Origin of the sequence: Zymobacter palmae (assembly GCF_003610015.1) — a bacterium.
GTDB classification, from domain to species: domain Bacteria; phylum Pseudomonadota; class Gammaproteobacteria; order Pseudomonadales; family Halomonadaceae; genus Zymobacter; species Zymobacter palmae.
Window position 1 is genome coordinate 1,955,438 of the sequence record NZ_AP018933.1, and the last position, 21,273, is coordinate 1,976,710.

16 protein-coding genes and 4 tRNA genes are annotated in these 21,273 nt (G+C 57.0%); 6 read left to right on the forward strand and 14 right to left on the reverse strand.

Annotated features, from left to right (window positions below; translation table 11 throughout):
• Positions 1-27 precede the first annotated feature (27 nt).
• Positions 28-669 carry an IMPACT family protein gene (locus tag ZBT109_RS08795; protein WP_084261911.1) on the forward strand — a complete coding sequence of 214 codons (642 nt, stop codon included), beginning with the start codon at positions 28-30 and terminating at the stop codon, positions 667-669.
• Between the two features lie 191 nt (positions 670-860).
• Positions 861-1,793, forward strand: a complete 933-nt coding sequence (locus ZBT109_RS08800) for a tRNA dihydrouridine synthase (protein WP_038279395.1) — start codon at positions 861-863, stop codon at positions 1,791-1,793.
• A 22-nt stretch (positions 1,794-1,815) separates the two neighbouring features.
• On the opposite strand, the gene ZBT109_RS08805 is transcribed toward ZBT109_RS08800, so the two are convergent.
• From ZBT109_RS08805 to ZBT109_RS08860, 11 genes are all read right to left on the reverse strand, one after another.
• Positions 1,816-2,334: a DUF6622 family protein gene (locus ZBT109_RS08805; protein WP_027706045.1), complete on the reverse strand. Its 519-nt coding sequence runs from the start codon at positions 2,332-2,334 to the stop codon at positions 1,816-1,818.
• Between the two features lie 365 nt (positions 2,335-2,699).
• A tRNA-Arg gene (locus ZBT109_RS08815) sits at positions 2,700-2,776 on the reverse strand.
• Between the two features lie 49 nt (positions 2,777-2,825).
• Positions 2,826-2,902, reverse strand: a tRNA-Arg gene (locus ZBT109_RS08820).
• Between the two features lie 73 nt (positions 2,903-2,975).
• Positions 2,976-3,052 (reverse strand) — tRNA-Arg (locus tag ZBT109_RS08825).
• Between the two features lie 33 nt (positions 3,053-3,085).
• Positions 3,086-3,178 (reverse strand) — tRNA-Ser (locus tag ZBT109_RS08830).
• Between the two features lie 159 nt (positions 3,179-3,337).
• Positions 3,338-3,535 (reverse strand): carbon storage regulator CsrA, encoded by a 198-nt coding sequence (csrA, locus tag ZBT109_RS08835; protein WP_027704989.1) that lies wholly within the window; start codon positions 3,533-3,535, stop codon positions 3,338-3,340.
• Between the two features lie 254 nt (positions 3,536-3,789).
• Positions 3,790-5,037: an aspartate kinase gene (locus ZBT109_RS08840; protein WP_027704988.1), complete on the reverse strand. Its 1,248-nt coding sequence runs from the start codon at positions 5,035-5,037 to the stop codon at positions 3,790-3,792.
• 103 nt (positions 5,038-5,140) lie between these two features.
• Positions 5,141-7,750, reverse strand: coding sequence for an alanine--tRNA ligase (gene alaS, locus ZBT109_RS08845; RefSeq protein ID WP_027704987.1), 2,610 nt, complete (start codon positions 7,748-7,750; stop codon positions 5,141-5,143).
• 239 nt (positions 7,751-7,989) lie between these two features.
• Positions 7,990-8,496 (reverse strand): regulatory protein RecX, encoded by a 507-nt coding sequence (locus ZBT109_RS08850; RefSeq protein WP_232012833.1) that lies wholly within the window; start codon positions 8,494-8,496, stop codon positions 7,990-7,992.
• A 151-nt stretch (positions 8,497-8,647) separates the two neighbouring features.
• Positions 8,648-9,721, reverse strand: a complete 1,074-nt coding sequence (gene recA, locus ZBT109_RS08855) for a recombinase RecA (protein WP_027704985.1) — start codon at positions 9,719-9,721, stop codon at positions 8,648-8,650.
• A 209-nt stretch (positions 9,722-9,930) separates the two neighbouring features.
• Positions 9,931-10,479 carry a CinA family protein gene (locus ZBT109_RS08860; protein ID WP_051523754.1) on the reverse strand — a complete coding sequence of 183 codons (549 nt, stop codon included), beginning with the start codon at positions 10,477-10,479 and terminating at the stop codon, positions 9,931-9,933.
• 258 nt (positions 10,480-10,737) lie between these two features.
• Between ZBT109_RS08860 and mutS the strand changes: the two genes are divergently transcribed.
• Together mutS and fdxA are read left to right on the forward strand one after the other, a co-directional pair.
• Positions 10,738-13,335, forward strand: a complete 2,598-nt coding sequence (gene mutS, locus ZBT109_RS08865) for a DNA mismatch repair protein MutS (RefSeq protein WP_027704984.1) — start codon at positions 10,738-10,740, stop codon at positions 13,333-13,335.
• Positions 13,336-13,490: 155 nt separating this feature from the next.
• Positions 13,491-13,814, forward strand: coding sequence for a ferredoxin FdxA (fdxA, locus tag ZBT109_RS08870; protein ID WP_027704983.1), 324 nt, complete (start codon positions 13,491-13,493; stop codon positions 13,812-13,814).
• Between the two features lie 676 nt (positions 13,815-14,490).
• On the opposite strand, the gene eno is transcribed toward fdxA, so the two are convergent.
• From eno to ZBT109_RS08890, 3 genes are all read right to left on the reverse strand, one after another.
• On the reverse strand, positions 14,491-15,786 hold the full coding sequence (gene eno / locus ZBT109_RS08880; RefSeq protein WP_027704982.1) for a phosphopyruvate hydratase: 1,296 nt from the start codon (positions 15,784-15,786) through the stop codon (positions 14,491-14,493).
• Between the two features lie 240 nt (positions 15,787-16,026).
• Positions 16,027-16,878 (reverse strand): 3-deoxy-8-phosphooctulonate synthase, encoded by an 852-nt coding sequence (gene kdsA / locus ZBT109_RS08885; protein WP_027704981.1) that lies wholly within the window; start codon positions 16,876-16,878, stop codon positions 16,027-16,029.
• A gap of 3 nt (positions 16,879-16,881) precedes the next feature.
• Entirely contained in the window at positions 16,882-18,531 is a 1,650-nt protein-coding gene (locus ZBT109_RS08890) for a CTP synthase (protein ID WP_027704980.1), read from the reverse strand.
• A 481-nt stretch (positions 18,532-19,012) separates the two neighbouring features.
• Between ZBT109_RS08890 and ZBT109_RS08895 the strand changes: the two genes are divergently transcribed.
• Together ZBT109_RS08895 and ZBT109_RS08900 are read left to right on the forward strand one after the other, a co-directional pair.
• Complete coding sequence (locus ZBT109_RS08895) at positions 19,013-19,789, forward strand: nicotinamide mononucleotide transporter (protein ID WP_027704979.1); 777 nt, start codon at positions 19,013-19,015, stop codon at positions 19,787-19,789.
• Positions 19,790-19,852: 63 nt separating this feature from the next.
• Positions 19,853-21,235: an ATP-binding protein gene (locus ZBT109_RS08900; RefSeq protein ID WP_038278005.1), complete on the forward strand. Its 1,383-nt coding sequence runs from the start codon at positions 19,853-19,855 to the stop codon at positions 21,233-21,235.
• The last annotated feature ends 38 nt before the right edge of the window (positions 21,236-21,273 follow it).

Here is a 21,273-nt window from a genome sequence, read left to right on the forward strand (position 1 = left end):
CTTCACGCGCTGGTTCAGGCGATCTCCATGTCTGCATCAACACACGGCCCCACATGCTTCAAGGTTCCCGTCGCCACACTGGACGAGCCCCATACCCATGAAATCGAAGTGACCAAGAGCCGCTTCATCACGTGGATCGCGCGCTGCAGCACGCCAGATGATGCCCATCTGCTGCTTGAGCTAGCACGTGACGCCTATCCCGATGCACGCCATCACTGTCCCGCCTTTATTGCTGGCCCTCCCGGCGAGCAGGTCGACATCGGCTTTTCCGACGATGGCGAACCAGGCGGCACGGCCGGACGCCCGATGTTCCAGGCCATCGACGGCAGCGGACTGGGAGAAATCGGTTGCGTCGTCATTCGCTATTTCGGGGGGATCAAGCTCGGCACAGGCGGACTCGTACGCGCCTATACCAAGGCCGTTCTGCAGGCACTGGACACCCTGCCCACCGAGGAATACGTCGTACGCCTCAGCCTCACCTTGTGCGTCGATTTCAGTGACGAACACTCGGCGCGCTATTGGTGTGAACAGCAAGGCGGCCAAATCAGCGGCGTCGACTACGGCGCGGACGGCGTACAGCTCGCGCTGGCATGGCCGGCAGGAACACCGCTCGATATCGATGCACTGTCCCGCCAGCTGCACGGCACGGCATCGCTGAAGGACGCATAAGCACCACACATTCACTTACCGAGTGCCTCGCTGGGTGTTACCGCCGATCAGGATGCGTATAATCGCCGCCTTGATCGGAATGACCTCGACGAGGAACCCCCATGTTCGGCACTGCACTTCCTGCCATGCCCCCCGCCGCTTATTACGCCGACCCGAGCGCATCACGGGCTGGTCTGATCGGCCTTGCGCCTATGGAAGGCGTCATCGACGTCACCACCCGACGTTTGCTCAGTGCCCAGGGCGGCCTAGACTGGGTCGTGACCGAGTTCGTGCGTGTCGTCGACCAGCCACTTCCTCCTCGCGTATTTCATCGCCTATGCCCAGAGTTGGCTCAGGGCGCCGCAACAGCCGACGGCACCCCCGTCCAGTTACAACTGCTGGGGTCAGACCCAACCGCCATGGCTGAAAATGCCCGCATTGCCGTAGGCTGTGGCGCAACGGCGCTGGATATTAACTTCGGCTGCCCCGCCAAAACCGTCAACCGCCATGGCGGTGGCGCTTCGATGTTGAAATCTCCCTCCGACATCCATGCCACGGTAGCCGCCGTATGCCGCGCAGTACCCGACACACCGGTCAGCGCCAAACTGCGTCTAGGGTTTGAGGATCGCCAACTGGCTTTGCAGTGTGCTGCGGCAGCCGTGCAGGGTGGTGCCCGATGGCTGACACTGCATGCCCGTACCCGCAAGGAAGGTTATCGTCCACCGGCACACTGGGAGTGGATCGCCCGCATTCGCCACCATGTCAACGTGCCCATTGTCGCCAACGGTGATATCTGGACGCTGGAAGACTACTGGCAGGCTCGCGCACTGTCAGGCTGCCGCAATGTCATGATTGGCCGCGGACTGCTGTCGGACCCACTACTGGCCGCCCGTATTCGTCATTGGCAGCGGACAGGCGAACAGCTTCCAACCACACAATGGGCCGAGCGTGCCGCAGTGCTCCGTGCCTTTGCCGAAGGCCTTGCCGACGACCTGCCCGAAAAGGTGGTTGTCTCACTGATCAAACAGTGGCTCAGCCTGATGCGCCAGCACGACACGGAGGCCGCCGAACGCTTCGTGCATCTGCGCACGCTGCGTCACACCGATGACTTGCTTGACGCACTGGATGGCCCTGCCACCCCGTAATCCTCTCCCAAGCCACTCTTTTCTAGGCTTCTGACATCCTACCGCGCTGTTGACGCTCAACGCGGTAGCGCCATAGCAAATTGAAGCTGCCGCCCCAGAACACTCCATCAATGGCACCGCTCCATAGCCCAACGATCACCATCATCCATGCTGATGAAACGGCATCTTGATGCGTATGCAGATAGGCCGCCATGACAAAGCGGGAGATGAATGCCACCACGATAAAGCAGAGCGGCAAGGCAGACCCCGCCCGAACGACATGTCCCGGCGCACCGGCATCTCTCAGCCCCGGAGAGGTGCGCCAGCACCGCCAGCCCACAAAAGCCCCCAATGGCAGTCCTATGGCCGCCGACACCAGCGCTAAAATCGACGTTTCGGTATCTTGGCACAGTGCATAACCTCCCCAGACTAAGAAGATCACTGGCAACAACAACAGCCGCGTCAGCGACATCGTACGGTCTTGAAGCGCCTTAATACCTCTCAGTACCAACGCCACTAGAAGCACCCAGACCCACGTAGGCGCATGTGAAATGATCTGCATCTGCCCTCCTCTTTTATTCCAGAATCAATGACCTGCCTTGCACATTATGCGACGGACCGTGCTGCGTAGACACCCTAATTGACACGTGAGGCGTGAGGCGTGAGGCGTGAGGCGTGAGGCGTGAGGCGTGAGGCGTGAGGCGTGAGGCGTGAGGCGTGAGGCGTGAGGCGTGAGGCGTGAGGCGTGAGGCGTGAGGCGTGAGGCGTGAGGCGTGAGGCGTGAGGCGTGAGGCGTGAGGCGTGAGCAGTATGTGAACGACGCTCGCCCACCGCAAGCGTTTATTTCGATATAAACCAACTAATGAGGCTTGTCTCATGGATACAAAAAAGCCCCGCCGATCATATAATCAGCGGGGCTTCTCTATATGGCGCGCCCGAGAGGATTCGAACCTCTGACCCCTTGATTCGTAGTCAAGTACTCTATCCAGCTGAGCTACGGGCGCAAAACTTGGAGAAGATAATTTTGAGTGTTTTCTCTAACACTTTAAGCTATGGCGCGCCCGAGAGGATTCGAACCTCTGACCCCTTGATTCGTAGTCAAGTACTCTATCCAGCTGAGCTACGGGCGCATTCCATAATGCAGTGAGATGACAATCAAACTGATTTGAATGTGAATCTCATTTCCCTGGTTAAATTTCTTCGTGGCGCGCCCGAGAGGATTCGAACCTCTGACCCCTTGATTCGTAGTCAAGTACTCTATCCAGCTGAGCTACGGGCGCATTACGAAAAACTTTAAACAGCGTTGACGGTAATGGCGGAGAGGGAGGGATTCGAACCCTCGATAGGGCTATAAACCCTATACTCCCTTAGCAGGGGAGCGCCTTCAGCCACTCGGCCACCTCTCCCTTACCGACGGCGCACATAGTATCTATTTATCTTTCGCCTGTCTAGTGCTGTTTGATATTTTTATTAAAAAAAGCGTTGCAATTCAAATCGGAGGCCACGAATCCAGGCCTTCAGCGGCACCGCAGGCCGCACCAGCCGTGCATTCTTGCAACATCGGCTCATTCTTCGTCAGTGTCACTCTTCTCCTGAGAACGCTCGTTCTGGATGCGCTGATAGATTTCCTCTCTATGCACAAGAATATCGCGAGGCGCTTCTACACCAATACGCACTTGGTTTCCTTTGACCCCCAGGACGGTAACGCTGACGTCATCGCCGATCATGAGTGTCTCGCCACTGCGGCGAGTCAGAATGAGCATCTGGACCTCCTTTGTCTTATACGACGTTATGTTTCCTGTTCTTGCATGCAGCACCGTCTAAACACACGTACGAGGCTTCCTTAGGAGAAGCCCCGCACGCAAGGTCAGACCATGACATCGTGTCCACGGCACTACCTAAATGCCTTGCTCGTAATGACTCACTGTAGAGCATCCGTGCAAAAGCCGCACATGCTACCCCCTATACTATATAAGAGGCAGCTGCAGACGTTGCCGTCTAATGACAATGCTCGGGATCACACTTCCCGAGGTTCAGCATCCAGCCCGAAAGCCGTATGCAATGCACGTACCGCCAGTTCCGTGAATTTCTCGTCGATGATGACGGAAATCTTGATTTCAGACGTCGAGACCATGCGAATGTTGATGCCTTCGGCGGCCAGCGTCCGGAACATCTGATCGGCCACACCCGCATGCGAACGCATACCCACGCCTACCAGAGACACTTTTGCGATGCGTTCGTTTCCACGCAGTTCACCACCCAGCGTCGGCACAACCTGTTCTTCCAGCAGACGACACGCCTGACGGAAGTCCTGTTTGCTGACGGTGAAGGTGAAATCGGTACGCTCATCTTCAATAGCGATGTTCTGGATGATCATATCGACTTCGATATTGGCCTGCGCAATCGGGCCAAGAATGCGGGAAGCGATACCGGGGACGTCGGGCATCTTGCGCAGGGTGATCTGCGCTTCGTTGACGCTAAACGCAATTCCGGATATCTGCGGCGCTTCCATGTTATGCGTTGACAAGTGTTCTTCCTCCGCAACGATCAATGTACCAGGACCTTCTTCGAACGATGACAATACGCGCAGCGGCACATTGTACTTGCCTGCAAATTCAACGGAACGAATCTGCAGTACCTTGGAGCCAAGGCTAGCCAGTTCAAGCATTTCTTCTACGGTAATGGCGTCAAGACGACGGGCATGCGCGCATACGCGCGGGTCGGTCGTATACACACCATCCACATCGGTATAGATCTGACATTCGTCTGCTTTCAGTGCAGCCGCCAGCGCTACTGCCGTCGTATCGGAGCCGCCACGTCCCAGTGTCGTGATCTCGCCGTTTTCATCCATACCTTGGAAACCCGCCACCACGGTGACACACCCAGCATCCAGATCGCGACGCAGACGGTCGGTGTCGATATGGCTGATGCGCGCACGCGTGTGGGCTGTATCGGTATGGATGCACACTTGTGCCCCGGTATAGGACACCGCTTCTACTCCTATCGACTGCAACGCCATCGACAACAGCGAAATTGTGACCTGTTCACCGGTAGAGACCAAAACATCCAGTTCTCGTGGATTTGGTTCCTCGGAAATGTCGTTTGCCAGTCCCAGCAGACGGTTGGTTTCACCGCTCATGGCCGAAACGACGACGACGATCTGATGCCCATCTTCGCGAAAGCGTTTTACTTTCTCTGCTACCGCGCGAATACGCTCGATGGAGCCTACCGAGGTGCCGCCAAATTTTTGTACGTATAGCGCCATGACAGTCCTTCTATTCGGTTTATTTATTCGATTATCGGTTGGGCCCCATACATGACAAACAGAAAGGCAGCCACACGGCCGCCTTCCCTACTGTCACGTTACGTTATGCCTGAAGCTGCTCGACCAGCCATGCATCGACGCTTGCCAATGCCTGTTGCAGGTGTTCAGGTTGGTTACCGCCGGCCTGAGCAAGGTCAGGACGACCACCGCCTTTGCCGCCGACCTGACACGCCACAGCGTTGACCAATGCCCCCGCTTTGACGCGGTCGGTCAAATCTGCCGTTACGCCTGCCGCCAAGCTGACGCGGTCACCGTCGACAACGGACAGCAGCACGACACCTGAAGACAGTTTCTGACGCAGCGTTTCCACCATGCCGCGCAGTTCCTTGCTGGAGATGCCTTCCGGCGTGGCCACCAGAAGCTTCACACCAGCAACGTCGCGGGCCTGCTCGACCAGCTCTTGGCTGGCAAAGTGCGCTAGACGTGATTTCAGGCGCGTCAGTTCCTGTTCCAGATCGCGCTGATGCGCCAGTGCCGCTTCCAAGCGCACCTCACACTGTTCCGGGCGCGCTTTCAGCGCAGCGGCCATACGCCCAATGCTGTCTTCTTTGGCAAGGAAAGCATCCAGCGCAGACTTACCGGTTACCGCTTCGATACGACGGATGCCCGATGCCACGCTGCCCTCGGAGACGATATGACAAAGGCCAATATCACCCGTACGCGCAACGTGTGTACCGCCGCATAGCTCGATGGAGAAATCCTCACGCCCCATCGTCAGCACGCGCACGTCCTCACCGTATTTGGCATCGAACAGTGCACGTGCGCCCAGCGCACGCGCATCGTCGACGCTCATGATACGTGTCGTGACCGGCGTATTGGCACGGATTTCAGCATTGGCAATCTGCTCGACTTCACGCAGCTGCTCCGGCGTCACTGCTTCGAAGTGACTGAAGTCGAAACGCAGATGATCAGGCGTTACCAGTGAGCCCTTCTGCTGAACATGATCGCCCAGCACGCGACGCAGTGCCTCATGCAGCAGGTGAGTGGCAGAGTGGTTGCGACGGATGTCGTCACGACGCAGGTCATCAACGTCAGCCGTAACACTCAGCCCAACGCTTACCGCGCCGTTCTCGACCTGACCGCGATGGAACCACTGGCCTGCCGCGTTCTTGTAGGTATCGGTCACACGGAAGCAGACGCCTTCCGCGACCAGCACCCCGGTGTCACCGACCTGACCGCCCGACTCGGCGTAGAACGGCGTGTGATCCAGTACAACCGTACCTTCCTGCCCGTCCGTCAACTGGTCGCAGTGCTGACCTTCGCTGTCCAGCAGCGCCAGTACCAGGCCTTCGCCTTCCGTATGCTCATAGCCGACAAAATCGGTCTGCGTATCAATATCGATGACAGTCTGCGCATCCGCAGAGAACTTGCTTGCCGCACGCGCACGCGCACGTTGTTCTTCGAGTGCCGCTTCAAACCCTTTCTCATCAAGCACGATGCCACGCTCACGCGCCACGTCTGCGGTCAGATCGTAGGGGAAACCATAGGTATCGTAGAGCTTGAAGATGGTGTCACCCGACAACACGTTGCCGTCGAGCGCCGCAATGGACTCATCCAGCAGCTTCATGCCGTGATCCAACGTACGCTCGAACTGCTCTTCTTCTTTCAGCAGTACCCGCGCGATATGTTCGCTCTGCTTGTGCAGTTCCGGATAGGCCTGCCCCATCTCGGCGTCCAGCGTGGCTACCAGCTTATGGAAGAACGGTTCACGCGCGCCCATCTTGTGACCGTGACGCACGGCACGACGAATGATACGACGCAGCACGTAGCCACGGCCTTCATTGCCCGGCATAACGCCATCACTGATCAGGAAGGAGCATGAACGGATATGGTCGGCGATAACGCGCAGTGACGGCTGATTGATATCGGCCTGTCCGGTCAGCTCAGCAGCAGCCTTGAGCAGATTCTGGAACAGGTCGATTTCATAGTTGGAATGCACGCCCTGCATGACAGCAGCGATGCGCTCAAGCCCCATCCCCGTGTCGATGGACGGACGCGGCAGCGGATTCAGGTTGCCGGATTCATCGCGATCGTACTGCATGAACACGAGGTTCCAGATCTCGATATAACGGTCGCCGTCTTCATCAGGAGAACCAGGAGGACCACCCGCTACGTCAGGGCCGTGGTCGTAGAAGATCTCGGAGCTAGGGCCACACGGACCGGTATCACCCATCTGCCAGAAGTTATCTTCCTCAAGGCGCGTTAGGCGGTCTGCCGGTACACCGATCTCATTGATCCAGATGTCGGCGGCTTCGTCGTCAGTGACGTGTACCGTTACCCAAAGGCGATCTTTTGGCAGTTTCAGTACATCTGTCAAGAACGTCCATGCGAACCCAATGACTTCACGCTTGAAATAGTCACCAAAGCTGAAGTTACCCAGCATCTCAAAAAACGTGTGGTGACGCGCGGTGTAGCCAACGTTGTCGAGGTCGTTGTGCTTACCGCCGGCACGGACACAACGCTGCGCCGAGGTGGCACGTACGTACGGGCGTTTTTCCTGACCGAGGAAAACGTTCTTAAACGGCACCATACCCGCGTTCACGAACAGCAACGTCGGATCATTGTTGGGAATCAGGGAGCTGGAATGGACTTCGGTATGACCATGCTGCTTGAAGAATTCAAGAAACGCCTGGCGTATATCTGCGCTTTTCATGTATACCCTGCCGGTAATGAGAATTGCCGCATGACGATGACACTGCCACCGCACTACCATGTCGTACCATTTCATGCAGAAATAGTTTGCGAGTAGGCGATTTTGCCACAGAAAGCATGCACGATTGTAGTGAGTATACCCCCATCAAGGCCCTAATGAAGAGTCCCTGATGCAACAAAAAATACCAATAATCACAGACAAGTTCATCTTGCAGGCGTTTTTTGCAACACTGAGGCAGATTAATTGTCCATTTCCGGCGACCATGCGCAGGAAAGTGCGTGGCGTGTCTGGTCACCATCGAATCCCCTTCCCGCCAGAAAGCGCTGTCGTTTTGCCTTTTCACGCAGATCATTGCCCGGTGCAGAAAATCGAGCAGCAAGTGCCTCGCAGGCCAGCGCATACCAATCCGCATCTGCTGCCTGCAGCGCCGCACGAGCGGCGGCCCCCTCAATACCCTTCAACATTAATTCATTAAGGATGCGACACGGGCCGTGGCGACGCGATATCCGACTGCGCACAAACACCTCGGCAAAGCGTGTGTCGGATTGAAGGCCTTGCTGCTGGAGACTGTCAATTACGGACTCAATCAGCGCCCCATCCTCTGTGCGACGCCCTAGGCGGTCGTGCAACTCAGCAACACTGTAATCACGGCGCGCGAGCAGCCCGACGGCATATTCCATCAGTGTCGTCACCGTTTGCGGTGCCATCTCAGAGGACCGCCGCCAAGGTGATGAACGCTTTTCCATTTTCAACCTCCTTTATCTATTTCCTTACCGCCCGATTTCAGTCTGTTTTTTTGTAACCCGGTCAGGCTCAGCCGTTCAGCAAGACTGATCAAGATACAAAAAAGCCGATGAGGCATAACACCCCATCGGCTTCGAATTACGTCAGTACTGATCAGGCCAGATCGTCGTCGCTCTTTTCCTGCACTTCGACGTCGGCTTCTGCTTTAGCAGCATCGGCACTGTGAGGCTCTGAGGTTTGCAGCAGCTGAGCACGCACCTGATCTTCGATCTCTTTCATAATGTCGAGGTGATCTTCCAGATATTGCGCCGCATTGGCTTTACCTTGGCCAATCTTGTCACCGTTGTAGCTGTACCATGCGCCCGCTTTGTTGATAAGACCGCACTGTACGCCCAGATCAATGACTTCGCCGGCATGGTAGATACCGCGACCATACATGATCTGGAATTCGGTCTGGCGGAAAGGCGGTGCCACCTTGTTTTTCACAACCTTGACGCGTGTTTCGTTGCCCACGACTTCGTCACCCTGCTTGACAGAGCCGATGCGGCGGATATCGAGGCGTACGCTGGCGTAGAACTTCAGCGCGTTACCACCCGTCGTAGTTTCCGGGTTGCCAAACATAACGCCGATCTTCATACGGATCTGGTTGACGAACATGACCAAGCAGTTGGCGTTTTTGATATGCCCAGTGATCTTACGCAACGCCTGAGACATCAGGCGTGCCTGCAGACCTACATGAGCGTCACCCATTTCACCTTCGATTTCGGCACGGGGTGTCAGCGCGGCAACGGAGTCGACGATGATGACATCAACGCTACCCGAACGGACCAGCATGTCACAGATTTCGAGCGCCTGTTCACCGGTATCGGGCTGCGAGACCAGCAGGTCGTCGAGGTTAACGCCCAGCTTAGCCGCGTAACTCGGATCCAGTGCATGCTCGGCGTCGATGAAGGCACAGGTCTTGCCCTGCTTTTGCGCCTGTGCAATGACGGACAGAGTGATGGTGGTCTTACCGGAAGATTCCGGCCCGAAGATTTCGATGATACGGCCATAAGGCAGACCACCGATGCCCAGTGCGATATCCAGACCCAGCGAGCCTGTGGAAACCGACGGCATAACGGTACTCGGCGCTTCGCCCAGGCGCATGACCGCGCCCTTGCCAAACTGGCGTTCGATCTGAGAGAGCGCTGCGTTTAGCGCCTTGGTGCGATTTTCGTCTTGAGCCATGAGTATGTTCCGTTTCAAAAAATGGTTCCGGTACTGGGCGTGCCAGCCCACCTGCCTTCATCGTCAAATGTGGTAAAGGACTTGACGGTTGGAAATTCAAAGCCCCTTGCCCCAGCTGACAAAGGAGTGCGGGCAGCCGACTGCCCATGACACCCCACGGAGCTTGTGACGTGTGTATATATACAGTGGTATTATAGGGACACGCTTTCTCATTGCAATGCAGAGTCGTACTTTTCTTTCATTGCCGAAGCAATATCCGGCTCCTCCTGCAGCAACAACGCCAGCCAAGAACGCAGTCCCTTTAAGGCCGCCAGCACACTGGCCTGACGCACCTGAACGCGATCACCCTCAAAATGGAAACAGTGCGCAAATGCCGTGTCGCCATCACCCCATGCCATCCATACCGTGCCCACAGGCTTCTGTTCGCTGCCGCCATCCGGGCCAGCCACACCGCTCACGGCCACGCCCAGCTTGGCGCCACTGACTCGGCAGCCTCCCGTGACCATTTCCTCGACGACGACTTGGCTGACCGCCCCCTGTGCGCGCAGGCTATCGGCGCTGACATTAACCATCCGCTGCTTGGCGTCATTAGAATAGGTCACGAAGCCACTTTCGAACCAACGCGAGCTGCCGGGAATATCCGTAATTGCACCCGCCACCTGACCTCCCGTGCAGGACTCCACGGTTGTAACGACAATACCCAACTGTCGCGCCAAATGCCCCACTTCTTCCGCTACCTGCATGATCTGGGCCTTCATGATCACTGCTCCTTGCCGATGCCTTGCTGCAGCCTGACCGAATCGTGACTTCTATCCCTAGACAAGCGCCGAGAGTACGAAGCACGCACGCGATCATGTTACCCTTACGGGCTTGGTCAGCCTGCAAATAAAATCCGTCAGTAATGCGAGTGTTCACGATAGCATAACCATCGACGGCAATCTGACCGCAGCGACCACTGTCCGTTCACGGACACGCCACCTTCTTCCACTTGTCAATGTCCAGGCAATAGCACGCTCATGACTTCAAACGCGACACGCCAGCATACGCCAATGATGGCACAGTACCTGAAGATCAAACGAGAACATCCCGACGTTCTGCTGTTCTATCGCATGGGGGATTTCTATGAGCTGTTCTTCGATGATGCCAAACGGGCAGCCGAACTGCTGGATATTACCCTGACCGCTCGCGGTCAATCGGCAGGCAACCCCATTCCAATGGCTGGCGTGCCCTACCACAGCGTAGAATCCTATCTGGCTCGCCTAGTTCGCCTTGGCGTTTCCGTTGCCATCTGCGAACAGATCGGCGACCCAGCGACCAGCAAGGGCCCTGTCGAACGCAAGGTCGTTCGCATTGTGACCCCGGGCACGCTGCACGATGAAGCACTGCTGGATGCGCGGCGCGACAACCTGCTGGTCGCTTTGTGCTGCCACCCTAAACCGCGCACACACGAACCGCAGTGGGGTATCGCTTGGCTGGAAGTGGCCAGTGGCCGTTTCGGTGCTCTCGAAGTGGACGGCGACGGAGAAATGCTGGCCGAGCTGCAGCGCCTATCGCCTGCCGAGCTGCTGGTCCCTGAATCGCTGACACTGCCGGAGTCGATCGACGGTATGCCAGGCCTGCGTCACATGAGCGACTGGCACTTCGATCACGACACCGCTCACCGCCTTGTCTGCGATCAGCTCAAGGTCAATGCATTGGACGGCTTCGGTGCGGGACACTTCGTTCATGGCGTCTGTGCGGCAGGGGCTCTGCTGAACTATGCACGCGATACTCAGCGCGCAGCGTTGCCGCACGTCAATGCACTCGAAATAGAACAACGCAACGATGCGGTCGTCATTGATGCTGCCAGCCGGCGCAATCTTGAGATAGATACCAATCTATCAGGCACGGCGGACAATACGCTCGCCAGCGTACTCGACTCGACACTGACCGCCATGGGGGCTCGTAAACTGCGCCGCTGGCTCAATCGCCCCCTTCGTCAGCAGCAACAGGTCCATGCTCGCCAGCAGGCCGTGCAGCGTCTGATTGACAGCGATCTGCTGACAGAGCTGAGCACTCCGATGAAGCAGATCGGCGACGTCGAGCGCATTCTGGCCCGTGTAGCACTGCGCAGCGCGCGTCCTCGCGACTTGGCCCGCCTACGTGACGCCCTCGTGGCACTGCCCGAAGTAGCGGCGCTACTGAAGCCCATTCCCGATGGCAGCCTACTGGACACTCTGCGCAAGCACATCATTGCGTACCCGCAGTTACAGGACACACTAACGCGCGCTATCATCGACACCCCGCCCGCCGTGATACGTGACGGGGGCGTCATCAAAGAAGGCTTCGACAAGGAGCTGGACGAGCTGCGTGATCTGCACGAACATGCCGGCGACTACCTCGTGCGACTCGAAACCCGAGAGCGCGAGCGTACCGGCCTGTCCAACCTCAAGGTGGGCTACAACCGCGTTCACGGCTACTTCATTGAGCTCCCACGCAGTCAGGCACAGAGTGCTCCCGTCGAATATATCCGCCGCCAAACGCTCAAGAATGCCGAGCGCTTCATCATTCCCGAACTGAAAGAGTTTGAGGACAAGGTGCTTTCAGCCCGCGCCCGCGCGCTGGCCCGCGAAAAGCTGCTGTATGAAGAGCTGCTCGATACGCTCAACGCTTATCTGAATCTGCTGTCGGCAACAGGACAGGCCCTGGCCAGCCTTGACGTATTGATGAGCTTTGCCGAGCGTGCAATCGCACTCGATATGACCTGCCCAACGCTGTCTACAGCCCCCGGCATCGACATCCGAGATGGACGCCATCCGGTCGTCGAACATGTCTCATCGCACCCCTTCGTACCCAACGATCTGCGTTTTGACGATACCCTGCGCATGCACGTCATTACTGGCCCCAACATGGGGGGTAAATCGACGTTCATGCGCCAGAATGCTCTGATCGTGCTGATGGCCTATACTGGCAGCTTCGTACCTGCAAGCCATGCCATCATCGGCCCTATCGACCGCATCTTCACCCGTATCGGCTCGTCAGATGACCTTGCCGGAGGCCGCTCGACCTTCATGGTCGAAATGACCGAAACGGCCAACATTCTTCACAATGCCACAGAATACAGTTTGGTATTGATGGATGAAATCGGTCGCGGCACCAGTACGTTCGATGGCCTATCGCTGGCGTGGGCATCTGCCGAAGCGCTGGCTCAGCGACGCGCATTCACCCTGTTCGCGACGCACTACTTTGAAATGACTGCGCTGGAGCAGCAGATCACCGGTGTTGGCAACCTGCACCTGACCGCCACTGAACACGACGAAGGAATCGCCTTCATGCACCGCGTCGAACCCGGCCCGGCAAGCCAGAGCTACGGTCTTCAGGTCGCTCAGCTCGCAGGCGTTCCACGCAGCGTCATCGAGCGAGCACGCTTCCGGCTGGCGCAGCTGGAAAGCGGTTCTGGTTTACCCGCCGCAACAACAACGGCTATGCATGTACAAGAGCCCACGCCTCAGCAGAATGACCTCTTCACAGCAGAGCCCCATCCTGCTGTGATCGCGCTGACGGAACTGGACGTGGACGATCTGACCCCACGCCAAGCACTGGACGCGCTCTATGCGCTCAAGGCACGGCTATAAAGAACTCCCTATAGCCAAATATGAAGGTCGCTCGGCATGCTCGAGAGTAGCGGAGCGACCGTTTAGGAACAGAGATACCCGCTTCTGGGCGTATCCTGCATATGCAAATATGGACAGCTCTGACTGATTCCCGTCAGAGCACAAGGACCGTCATCATGGCATTTGTAGTTACTGAAAACTGTATTCGCTGCAAGTACACGGACTGCGTTGAAGTCTGCCCGGTAGACTGCTTCCGCGAAGGGCCGAACTTCCTAGTCATTCATCCTGATGAATGCATCGACTGCGCACTGTGTGAACCAGAGTGCCCTGCCAAGGCGATCTTCTCGGAAGATGAAGTGCCCGAAGACCAGCAATCCTTCATTGCGCTGAACGGCGAGCTGGCCGAAATATGGCCCAGCATCACCGAGCGCCGCGATCCGCTGGCAGACGCAGCGCAGTGGGACGGTAAACCCGACAAGCTGCAATATCTGGAACGTTAAGGCTTTTCCAAGTGCGCATTTCGGCTCTACCGACGTGTGCACTTGCCTCCCCCGTTTTCTCTCGTAAGCCAAACAGCCCGCCGTGTCCGCTATAAAAAAGCAGCTTCAACATGCCTGCTTGAAAGCCCCCAGAAGAAAAAGCACATATACAACCAATCCAAACGTACGCAGCCCCAAACAAGACAGGCACGCATTCAATGCCTTATCAAATCAATAAGCACAGGCAAGAAGATAGGCAACGCCCACGCTGCCCTACTGACGCCTGACGCCATTCATCACAACCGTTATCTGCACGCCCTTACTATACATTCAACTTGGCTGTTGGCTGTTGGCTGTTGGCTGTTGGCTGTTGGCTGTTGGCTGTTGGCTGTTGGCTGTTGGCTGTTGGCAGGTGGCAGGTGGCAGGTGGCAGGTGGCAGGTGGCAGGTGGCAGGTGGCAGGTGGCAGGTGGCAGGTGGCAGGTGGCAGGTGGCAGGTGGCAGGTGGCAGGTGGCAGGTGGCAGGTGGCAGGTGGCAGGTGGCAGGTGGCAGGTGGCAGGTGGCACAGAATCTCACCTTTATTTATTTCTGCAAAGTCCATAACGCAAAACCCCGCCTTCCCAAAGGGAAGACGGGGTTCATTACAACTGTCGTGCCAGACTTAGCGGCAGCTAGCCACCACTACGCCTGTAGCAGCTTACTGCTGGCCTTTGATTTCTTTACGGCCATTGTAAGGTGCTTTAGCGCCCAGCTGGCTTTCGATAACCAGCAGACGGTTGTATTTAGCAACACGGTCGCTGCGAGACAGAGAACCCGTTTTGATCTGGCCTGCAGAAGTACCAACCGCCAGGTCAGCGATGAAGGTATCTTCAGTTTCACCACTGCGGTGAGAGATAACAGTGGTGTAGCCTGCATCGTGAGCCATTTTGATCGCTTCCAGAGTTTCGGTCAGAGAACCGATCTGGTTGAATTTGATCAGGATGGAGTTAGCGATGCCTTTTTCGATACCTTCTTTCAGGATCTTGGTGTTGGTTACGAACAGGTCGTCACCTACCAGCTGGATTTTGTTGCCCAGTTTTTCAGTCAGGACTTTCCAGCCTGCCCAGTCACCTTCGTCCAGACCATCTTCGATGGAAACGACCGGGTACTGTTCAGTCAGATCAGACAGGAAGTTAACGAAGCCTTCGGAATCGAAGGATTTGTTTTCGCCAGCCAGGACGTATTTGCCGTCTTTGTAGAATTCAGAAGCAGCGCAGTCCAGAGCCAGAGTAACGTCTGTGCCCAGAGTGTAGCCAGCGTTGGCAACAGCCTGTTTGATGTCAGCCAGCGCTTCAGCGTTGGAACCCAGGTTCGGCGCGAAGCCACCTTCGTCACCAACAGAAGTTGCCAGGCCTTTGCCAGACAGTACTTTTTTCAGGGAATGGAATACTTCAGCGCCGCAACGCAGGGCTTCACGGAAGTTTTTAGCGCCAACCGGCTGAACCATGAATTCCTGGATGTCGACGTTGTTATCAGCGTGCTCACCACCGTTCATGATGTTCATCATCGGAACAGGCATGCTGAATTTGCCCGGCTGACCGTACAGTTCTGCAACGTATTCGTACAGTTCAACGCCTTTGTCGATAGCAGTTGCTTTAGCAACAGCCAGAGACACTGCCAGAATGGCGTTGGCGCCCAGGTTTTCTTTGTTTTCGGTGCCGTCGAGTTCGAGCATTTTGGCATCGATTGCTTTCTGGTCAGCAGCGTCCTGACCGATCAGCGCGTCACGGATTTTGGTGTTGACCGCTTCAACGGCTTTCAGGACACCTTTACCCAGGTAACGGGATTTGTCACCGTCACGCAGCTCGAGGGCTTCGCGGGAACCAGTGGATGCACCAGACGGCGCACAAGCAGTGGCACGTGCGCCACTCTTGAGGACGACTTCTGCATAGACAGTGGGGTTACCACGGGAGTCGAGCACTTCCAATCCACGAATATCGGCGATTTGTGCCATTACAACGCATCCTCATGATTCATACACGGCCCGAGGGCCGCAAGGTTGACTAACGCCTCGTACGCCAGCGGCGTGCGCGACGCAATGAAATTGGCAGGGCTGTCTATTCGACGACACTCACCCGCCCAAGACCATGATCTTACTATGGCCTTACCTTAGCGGGGATGATACCCCCAAACACCTCGGAAGCGCTACGTCGCGACGACTGACCGCACGCATCGCAGCACTTCAATAGTTCGATTACGCTATATCCAGCGTAGGAAAGCCTTTGACTAGATCATCCAGCGCCTTGACCTGAGCCAAGAATGCAGGCAGCTGCGCCAGCGGCAGCGCACACGGACCATCGCACAACGCATGATCCGGGTCAGGGTGGGTTTCAAGGAACAGTCCCGCCAGACCGATAGCAACACCGGCACGCGCCAGCTCGGCTACCTGTTGGCGACGCCCATCAGCACTATCGGCACGTCCACCCGGACGCTGCAGAGAGTGTGTAACGTCAAAAATGACGGGCGCATTCATCGCCTTCATCTCACCGAAGCCAAGCATGTCGACGATCAAATTGTTATACCCAAAGCAGGAACCGCGCTCACACAGCAGCACTTTATCGTTGCCCGCCTCTTCACATTTGCGAATGATGTGGCGCATTTCATGCGGCGCGAGGAACTGCGGCTTCTTGACGTTGATGACCGCACCGGTTTTGGCCATTGCCACAACCAGATCGGTCTGCCGCGCCAGAAATGCCGGCAGCTGGATAACATCGCAAACTTCGGCAGCCGCCTCGGCCTGCCACGTTTCATGAACGTCCGTCAGCACGGGCACACCGTAGCGGGACTTGATGTCCGCCAGCATGGTCAGCCCTTTTTCCAGCCCCGGCCCACGGTAGCTATTGATAGAGCTACGGTTGGCTTTGTCGAAGCTGGCTTTGAAAACGTAGGGCATACCCAACGCACTGGTCGCCTCAACGAAAGCACTGGCGATCTCATCCGCCAGTTCGGCCGACTCCAGTACGTTCATGCCCGCAAACAGCGTCAAAGGCTGGTCGTTGCCGACCTTGCGCCCGCCGATATCAATAATGCGTCCCGTGCCTGACATAGCTTACTGCTCCTGAGCTTGCGCCTGACGCGCCTGGCGATGTGCCAGTGCTGCGTTGATGAAGCCGGTGAACAGCGGATGACCGTCGCGCGGCGTGGACGTGAATTCCGGATGGAACTGACACGCCACAAACCACGGGTGATCCGGCAGTTCGACCATTTCTACCAGTGAATTATCGACGCTGCGGCCGGAGAATACCAAGCCCGCTTTTTCGAGATCGGCCACGAACTGATCGTTGATCTCATAACGGTGGCGATGACGTTCGACGATTTCCGCTGCGCCGTAAACTTCACGTGCCTTGGAACCGTCCTTCAGCAGACAGGTCTGTGCGCCAAGACGCATAGTGCCGCCCAGATCGGAATTCTCTGTACGCTCTTCGATCTTACCTTCTGGCGTGATCCACTCTGTGATCAGACCAACGACCGGGTGCTGAGTTTCAAACGAGAACTCGGTCGACGTTGCATCGGTCCAGCCCGCCACGTGGCGCGCAAATTCGATAACCGCCACCTGCATACCAAGGCAGATACCCAGATACGGAATCTTGTTCTCACGGGCGTAACGCGCTGCGGCGATCTTGCCTTCGACGCCGCGCTCACCAAAGCCACCCGGAATCAAGATAGCGTCTTTACCTTCAAGACGTTCCAGGCCGGTGCGTTCCAGTTCTTCGGAATCGATATAGTCAATGTTGACCTTGACGCGCGTATGGATGCCCGCGTGGATGAGCGCTTCATTGAGCGACTTGTAGGCATCCAGCAGTTCCATGTACTTACCGACCATCGCAATATTGACGGTCTTCAGCGGATTCAGCTTGGCGTCCAGCACCTTGACCCACTCACCCAGATCCGGCTCGGCGGCCTCAAGGCGCAGCTTGTCACAGATGATGTCGTCCAGTCCCTGCTCGCGCAGCATCAGCGGAATACGATAGATGGTATCGGCATCCTGCAGCGGAATGACAGCACGTTCTTCAACGTTGGTGAACAGGGCGATCTTGCGACGTTCGGATTCTTCGATCTCAACTTCGCTACGGCACAGCAGGATATCCGGCTGAATACCAATGGAGCGCAGCTCCTTGACGCTGTGCTGAGTCGGCTTGGTCTTGGTTTCACCCGCCGTACGAATGTAGGGCACCAGTGTCAGGTGCATGAACAGGGTGCGATTGCTGCCCAGCTGTGCACGCATCTGGCGGATAGATTCGAGGAACGGCAGCGATTCGATATCACCGACCGTACCGCCGATCTCGACCAGCGCGACGTCGTAGCCTTCACCGCCCGCGATCACGCGACGCTTGATTTCATCGGTGATGTGCGGAATGACCTGAACGGTGCCGCCCAGATAGTCACCGCGGCGCTCTTTGCGCAGCACGTGTTCGTAGACACGACCAGTAGTGAAGCTGTTACGGCGAGTCATGCGCGAGCGAATGAAACGTTCGTAGTGACCGAGGTCGAGGTCGGTTTCAGCGCCATCCTCCGTTACGAACACTTCACCATGCTGGAAAGGACTCATGGTGCCCGGATCGACGTTGATGTAGGGGTCGAGCTTGAGAATCGTTACCTTGAGGCCGCGCGCTTCCAGAATAGCCGCAAGCGAGGCCGCAGCGATGCCCTTGCCAAGAGAGGACACAACACCACCGGTCACGAAGATATAACGCGTCATGGAAAACCCTGTCAGGTCTGTCCCGCCGAAGAACGGGGAGTGTAAATAAGGAAACACGGATACGCTGCCCAACTCGTGAGCAACGCAGCACCTCGCCATCATGGCACTGCAAAGCGGCCACATACCCGAAAGGGCGTGCAGCACATAAACTTCGAAAAGCCAGTAATGCGTAGGCGATCAGGCCTGCCGGATAGGCTGTTACCGATGACGACCACCGGTAGCGAATGCGGGCCTTGGATGGGGCATCAGAATAACAGAAACGCTAGCGGTGCTCAATTCATGGAATAGCGCAAAATAGCCCTACCGCCATAATGCACCATTGCATGTCGGCCCGCTTGCCACGTCACAGGCCGGACAGTGTACACTTAGCGTTTTGCTTGGACACGCACGGCACAGCGCCTTATGCCGCCAAGCGGGTGCGCTCAGCGCACCCGCACCTTACCTTGCGACGATGCGCCTCCCTTTCACGAGATTTACATAGATGACGTTCAAACCCTTGCTTCACCGGCTAGTCAATTCCCCCTATCTGGATCTCATTGGCGTTACGATCGTCGTCGCGGGCAGCCTATCGCTGCATTACCACTTGGATCGCGTGACCCACACCCTGTCTCTGCTCGGCTGCGTTTCGATCCTCTCGACCTCAATGTCGCTGATGTCGACGCGTTTGGTGTCTCGTCAAAAGAACCTCGGCAACGTCATCGGCGTATTCACGGCGCTGTCGAGCGCCGTCATCGACTTCCTGCTGGGCATCCGCTCTGCGTGGCTGACCTACCCTATTTCGATGCTAGCCAACCTGCTGGCGGCACTGAAGTGGCAGCGTGGCGTCAAGGTACGCAGTTATGACACGCTCTACTGGATCATCCTCATGGCAAGCATGCTGCTAGGGGCGTTGCTGACCTGGCTGGGAGCGCGCCTTGCCAGCACAGACACCTTCAACAACATCGTCGCATGGTGTGGCCTGCAGCCCTCTGGACCAATCACAATGTCGACCAGTCTGTTCGTAACGACTTCGCTCATCACCGGCTTTGCCTTCGTCAGCAATACGGCCAATATCCTCAAGTATGAAGAGACATGGCTGACGTGGATGTGCTACAACCTCACACGCTTGTTTCAATCGCTGCTGACGCTCAACATCGCCAACGCCATCAAATACATCTTCTATATATTCAACGCGGTCATCACCTTTATCGACTGGCGTCTGAGCAGAGCGCCGTCATCGGCAGTGCAGGAGCACACGCCACATGACCCGCAACACTGACGGCATTTCGCAGCGTTCGAAGGCACCCATACGCACTACCTCACCATCCTCTCAGGGGAAGCTATGCTGAGTCGTCTGAGCCTCAAACTGTTCGTGACTATTCTGATGGTCAATGTGCTGATCAGCGGCGTGATCTACTTCTCCGTAGCACGCAGCATCGACCAAGGCTTCATTGAATACATCAAGCGCGGCCAGCAGCAGCAAATCGAGGCGCTCAGCAACGTAGTCATCGACCGCTGGGAGCGCAACGGCCGCAACTGGCGTTGGCTCTACGATAAGCGCGCTTGGGGGCAGGTACTGTCCTCCTCGCTGGAAACGCTCGACGAAGCCTCTAACGAAGCCGCCATTGCCACACCTTTTTCTGATCCTCGCCAATTCATTCTGCTGGACATCACGGGCGACCGTCTGGCCGGCGCTCAGGTCGATTCCGTGCCACTGTTGCGCGCCCCGATTCGCGGCCATGACGGCACGCTGATTGCCATTTTGGGCTACCGTGCGCCCGAACGCGTTCTTTCCACGCTGGATCGTTTCTTCCTCAACAACCAGTTGCGTAACCTCGCCATCATCCTGCTGGCGCTACTGCCGGCCTCATTGATTCTTGCGGCAGGGCTAGCACTGTGGTTAGGGCGCCGCGCTCGCGTGATGGCCTTGGCCGCGCAGGCGCTGACGCTGGGCGACTACTGCGTACGCCTACCGACCCACGGGCAGGACGAACTATCGCGCCTCTCCAATGATATCAACACGCTGGCACGCACACTGGAACACAACCGTGAGGCGCGCCAGCGCTGGGGCGCAGACATTGCGCATGAGCTGCGCACACCACTGGCTGTCATGCGCGGCGAGCTTGAGGCGATGCAGGACGGCGTACGCCCTATGAACGCCAAGAACCTGCATTCACTGAGCCAAGAAGTCGAACTGCTCAATCGCCTAATCGACGACCTACGCTTATTGGCTCAGTCCGACACCCACACACTGGATGCCCCATTCGAGCACCTCAACCTGAGCGAGCAGCTGGCAACACAGATGGAAGAGCGCCGCTATTCGGTAGAGAAAGCAGGCCTGACCCTGACCACCGACATTGCGCCCAATGCCTATATCGAAGGAGCGCCTTATCGCCTGCGCCAACTGTGGCGCAACCTACTCGACAATGCCATTGCTTACACCGATGCACCGGGCGAGATTCATGTATCCCTTACTCTTAAGGCAAAAGAAGTCGTCGTCGTGTGGCAGGATTCTCCGCCCGGAGTTCCCGAAGACATGCTGGAACGCCTAACCGAGCGCCTGTTCCGCCTCGAAGCGTCGCGCAACCGCCGCAGTGGTGGCAGTGGCCTGGGGCTATCGATCGTGCGTGCACTGGTATCGCTGCACAACGGAACGCTTCAGCCCTCCACCTCACCTTTAGGTGGGCTAATGTGGACCATTCGCTTGCCTAGAGCGCGGCATTAGGATTCAATCGGTAACAATTCGTTGAACCATTCCAGTGG

Coding starts and splice junctions, on each gene's coding strand:
- ZBT109_RS08900 (WP_038278005.1), top strand. CDS start 19,853: ATGCTGAGTCGTCTGAGCCTCAAACTGTTCGTGACTATTCTGATGGTC.
- ZBT109_RS08800 (WP_038279395.1), top strand. CDS start 861: ATGGAAGGCGTCATCGACGTCACCACCCGACGTTTGCTCAGTGCCCAG.
- ZBT109_RS08860 (WP_051523754.1), bottom strand. CDS start 10,479: ATGAAGGCCCAGATCATGCAGGTAGCGGAAGAAGTGGGGCATTTGGCG.
- ZBT109_RS08805 (WP_027706045.1), bottom strand. CDS start 2,334: ATGCAGATCATTTCACATGCGCCTACGTGGGTCTGGGTGCTTCTAGTG.
- ZBT109_RS08795 (WP_084261911.1), top strand. CDS start 28: ATGTCTGCATCAACACACGGCCCCACATGCTTCAAGGTTCCCGTCGCC.
- ZBT109_RS08850 (WP_232012833.1), bottom strand. CDS start 8,496: ATGGAAAAGCGTTCATCACCTTGGCGGCGGTCCTCTGAGATGGCACCG.
- alaS (WP_027704987.1), bottom strand. CDS start 7,750: ATGAAAAGCGCAGATATACGCCAGGCGTTTCTTGAATTCTTCAAGCAG.
- eno (WP_027704982.1), bottom strand. CDS start 15,786: ATGGCACAAATCGCCGATATTCGTGGATTGGAAGTGCTCGACTCCCGT.
- ZBT109_RS08895 (WP_027704979.1), top strand. CDS start 19,013: ATGACGTTCAAACCCTTGCTTCACCGGCTAGTCAATTCCCCCTATCTG.
- ZBT109_RS08840 (WP_027704988.1), bottom strand. CDS start 5,037: ATGGCGCTATACGTACAAAAATTTGGCGGCACCTCGGTAGGCTCCATC.
- mutS (WP_027704984.1), top strand. CDS start 10,738: ATGACTTCAAACGCGACACGCCAGCATACGCCAATGATGGCACAGTAC.
- ZBT109_RS08890 (WP_027704980.1), bottom strand. CDS start 18,531: ATGACGCGTTATATCTTCGTGACCGGTGGTGTTGTGTCCTCTCTTGGC.
- fdxA (WP_027704983.1), top strand. CDS start 13,491: ATGGCATTTGTAGTTACTGAAAACTGTATTCGCTGCAAGTACACGGAC.
- kdsA (WP_027704981.1), bottom strand. CDS start 16,878: ATGTCAGGCACGGGACGCATTATTGATATCGGCGGGCGCAAGGTCGGC.
- csrA (WP_027704989.1), bottom strand. CDS start 3,535: ATGCTCATTCTGACTCGCCGCAGTGGCGAGACACTCATGATCGGCGAT.
- recA (WP_027704985.1), bottom strand. CDS start 9,721: ATGGCTCAAGACGAAAATCGCACCAAGGCGCTAAACGCAGCGCTCTCT.